At 65.3% G+C, this 3,614-nt stretch carries 5 protein-coding genes; all 5 read left to right on the top strand.

The genetic code is table 11. From position 1 onward, the window contains the following. On the top strand, nt 1–1,084 hold a 1,084-nt coding region (locus MUO23_10205), incomplete at its 5' end, for a TIGR04053 family radical SAM/SPASM domain-containing protein (protein MCJ7513325.1). Further along, nucleotides 1,071–2,171 (top strand): uroporphyrinogen decarboxylase, encoded by a 1,101-nt coding sequence (gene hemE, locus MUO23_10210; GenBank protein ID MCJ7513326.1) that lies wholly within the window; start codon nt 1,071–1,073, stop codon nt 2,169–2,171. The genes MUO23_10205 and hemE, both read left to right, overlap by 14 nt. Further along, nucleotides 2,168–2,614, top strand: coding sequence for a DUF4491 family protein (locus MUO23_10215; protein ID MCJ7513327.1), 447 nt, complete (start codon nt 2,168–2,170; stop codon nt 2,612–2,614). The genes hemE and MUO23_10215 overlap by 4 nt, the downstream gene beginning before the upstream one ends. Beyond that, nucleotides 2,611–2,946, top strand: coding sequence for a DUF4491 family protein (locus tag MUO23_10220; GenBank protein ID MCJ7513328.1), 336 nt, complete (start codon nt 2,611–2,613; stop codon nt 2,944–2,946). Before MUO23_10215 ends, MUO23_10220 begins: the two co-directional genes overlap by 4 nt. Next, on the top strand, nt 2,925–3,614 hold a 690-nt coding region (hemG, locus tag MUO23_10225), incomplete at its 3' end, for a protoporphyrinogen oxidase (GenBank protein ID MCJ7513329.1). The genes MUO23_10220 and hemG, both read left to right, overlap by 22 nt.

Raw genomic sequence — 3,614 nt, forward strand, 5'->3', positions numbered from 1 at the left:
CTTCGACCAGGCACCCTTTACCATCGCCTGGGAGATCACCCGCGCCTGCGCCTACGCCTGCGTTCACTGTCGCGCCGACGCCCAGCATCGGCGCGACCCGCGCGAGCTTTCCACCCAGGATGGCTACCGGCTGCTCGAACGGTTCAAGGCCTTCGGGAGCCCGATCGTGATCTTCACCGGCGGGGACCCGATGATGCGGCCGGACCTGTTCGACCTGATCGGCTACGCGGCCGGCCTGGGACTCCGCTGTTCGCTCACACCGACCGCCACTGCCCTGCCGACCGAGGCGCGCCTGGCCCAGGCCAAGCAGGCCGGCATCCGGCGGATCGCCCTGAGTCTGGACGCGCCCCATGCCGAACTGCATGACGGCTTCAGGGGAGTGGTCGGCTCTTGGGACCGAACCATGCGCATCCTGCGTAGTGCGCAGACCGTTGGGCTGAGCGCCCAGGTCAACACGACGGTCAGCCGGCACAACGTCGATTGTCTGGAGGACATGGTGCGCTTTGTCCAGGAAGCCGGCGCCGTTCAGTGGAGCGTCTTCTTCCTCGTTCCCACCGGGCGCGGCCAGGTGCAGCAGATGATCACCGCAGACGAACACGAGCGGGTCTTTCACTGGCTCTACGATTTGTCCCAGGCATCAGCGTTCGACATCAAGGCCACGGCCGCGCCCATGTACAGGCGAGTGGCAATCGAGCGCAAGCGCCAATCCCTCGCTGACGGCGGCCGGGAGCAGGCGGACGGGGCGCTCACTTTCCAGGGTGCAGGGTTTCAGTACACCGACGGCCTGAACCGGCCGACCAAGGGGGTGAACGATGGTCGCGGCTTTCTGTTCATCTCCCACCGGGGCGAGATCATGCCTTCCGGTTTCCTCCCCCTCCCGGCCGGCGATGTGCGTGAGGTCGACGTCGTCGAGACGTATCGCACCCACCCGCTCTTTCGCGAGCTCCGCGACCCCGAGAAGCTGAAGGGTCGTTGCGGGCGTTGCCCATACAAGGTCGTGTGTGGTGGACAGAGGGGGCGTGCCTACGCCGTCACCGGCGACTACCTCGAGACCGACCCGGCGTGTGCCTATGACCCAGCCTGAGAACCTGTCGGGGGGCGAAGGACGTTCGGCGGCCGGCTCTGACCTCGATCAGTCCACCCGCTTGTTGAGAGCTTGCAGATGTGAACCCGTAGACTGCACCCCTGTATGGTTCATGCGCCAGGCCGGGCGCTACATGCCCGAGTATCGGACGATACGGGCGAGGCATGGATTGCTTGATATCTGCCGACAACCCGAACTTGCAGCCGAGGTCACGCTTCAACCGGTCCGTGCCTTCGATATCGACGCCGCCATCCTCTTCGCCGACATCCTTCTGCCATTGATCCCCATGGGGATCGATGTGCAGTTTACCGCCGGTGAGGGGCCGGTCATTCGCAACCCGGTCTCCACGGCCGAAGACGTCAACCACCTGCTTCCGGTGGATCCGCACAGGTCTTTGAGCTTCGTGCTGGAGGCGGTTGGGCTGGTGCGGAAGGAGCTGGGTGGCAGGATCCCGCTGATCGGATTCGCCGGCGCGCCCTTCACCCTGGCCAGCTATGCGATCGAGGGCGGCAGCTCGCGCAGCTTCACCAAGACAAAGCAGTTCATGTACAGCCAACCCGAGGCCTGGCGAGAGTTGATGACCAAGTTTGCCGTCCTGGTTACCGGCTACCTCGTCGCGCAAGTCGATGCCGGTGCACAGGCCGTTCAGCTTTTCGACAGCTGGGTGGGCTGCCTGAGCCCGGAGGACTACGCTGCCTACGTGCAACCGCATTCGCAGCGTGTGCTTGATGCGGTGAAGAATACGGGAGTGCCGGCGATACATTTCGGCACCGGCACTTCGTTGCTCCTGCCCATGATGAAGCAAGCCGGTGGCGAGGTGATCGGCGTGGATTCAAAGACGCCCTTGACCTGGGCGAGGCAAGCCCTTGGGCCGGGGGTTGCCCTGCAAGGCAACCTCGATCCTGCCGCCCTGCTCACGCCGCCCGACGTATTGCGCGATCAGGTCCATCGCGTGCTGCGGCAGGCGGCCGATCAGCCAGGCCATATCTTCAACCTCGGCCACGGGATCCTTCCCGAAACCCCGGTCGAGAATGTGCGCCTGGTCGTGGAGCTCGTGCATTCCTGGGCGAGGGGGACAGGAGAATGAGTCTCAACGTGGTGGGCCTTGCCGCCGCCATGGCGGCGTTCCTGGGCGTCTGGCTGGGCCATGTCTACGTTCGAAGGCTGGAGTCCGCGTCCACGACGCTTGGGGTTCCCATCGCGCTGGCGGGCTTGATCGGCCTTGGCCTCGAGGTCGCAGCGGTGCTCAGCCGGAGCCCGATAGTCTCGGCCGGCCTGGGTATCTTGGGGATGACAGCCTTATGGGACATGCTGGAGCTCCGCCGACAGGCCCGGCGCGTGGCCGCGGGGCATGCGCCCGCCAACCCGTCCAACCCGCGGCACGCACGGCTCCTGCTCGAAGGCCGGGCTACCACCGTCGATTGGATGGCGCGCGAGCCAGAGGGGCATCGACTCACACCCGAGGAACTGGCCGCTCACGTCCGCAAGCTTCAAACCGTTCCGGGGCCGATCGAAAGGCGAGGCGCATGACTCTCTTCGGACCGGCCCTTGGCATCGTCACCTTGCTCGTTATCGGTATGGGATTCGTTTGGGTAGTTCGAGCGGAGTACTACTTTGGCTACCTTTGGTGGCCGTACGTCATGGGGGCTGGTACCGCATTGGTCGTTGCATCGCTGTTCGTGCCGTCGGTTTGGGTATCGGCGCTCCTGGGGGTGCTGGGCGCATCGCTGGTTTGGGGGTCGACCGAGCTGAAGAACCAGGCGGTGCGCACCGAGCTGGGCTGGTTCCCCTTCAACGCCGGGCAAAAGTTGCAGCCGCCATTCGCCGATCGAATTCGTCGATGGGGCGCGCCGGCACTGTGAGCCACATGACGCCGACCGAGAAACGCGATGTGGTCGTGATCGGGGGCGGCATCGCCGGCCTGGCAGCAGCGCGCTGGCTCGTCGAACAGCGGCCCGATATCAAGTTGACCCTATTCGAGGAGGACACACGCCTGGGAGGCAAAGTCCTCACCGAGCGCCTCGACGGCTTCGTCATCGAGGGCGGCCCAGACACGTTCCTGGCGTACAAACCGCGCGGGGTCGGTCTTTGCCGCGAGATGGGGCTGGAGGCTCGCCTGGAAGGCACGAACCCAGACCGACGCCGGACTTTCGTTCTCCGCGAGGGAAGGCTCTTTGACCTGCCGGAGGGGTTGACCGGGCTCATCCCTTCGCGCTTCGGCCCTATGCTCAGGACCGATCTGATATCACCGCTCGGGAAGATGCGCATGGGGTTGGAGGTTTTCATCCCGCCGAGAGCCCCAGGGAGCGACGAGAGTCTGGCCTCGTTCGTGCGGCGCCGATTGGGCCCAGAAGTCTACGACCGAATGGTCGAGCCCCTGATGAGCGGCATCTACGCCGGCGATGGCAACCGTCTGAGCCTGGCGGCGACCTTTCCCCAGCTGCGGGAGACCGAGCTCAGGTATGGCAGCCTGACCCGCGGGATGCTCCATGCCCTTCGGGACAACGGGAAGGGACATCAGCCGGCGCAA

The sequence above is a fragment of the Anaerolineales bacterium genome, assembly GCA_022866145.1.
GTDB lineage: Bacteria > Chloroflexota > Anaerolineae > Anaerolineales > E44-bin32 > PFL42.

Excerpts from the sequence above, each read along its gene's own strand:
- MUO23_10220 (MCJ7513328.1), top strand. The coding sequence starts at position 2,611 with ATGACTCTCTTCGGACCGGCCCTTGGCATCGTCACCTTGCTCGTTATC.
- MUO23_10215 (MCJ7513327.1), top strand. The coding sequence starts at position 2,168 with ATGAGTCTCAACGTGGTGGGCCTTGCCGCCGCCATGGCGGCGTTCCTG.
- hemE (MCJ7513326.1), top strand. The coding sequence starts at position 1,071 with ATGACCCAGCCTGAGAACCTGTCGGGGGGCGAAGGACGTTCGGCGGCC.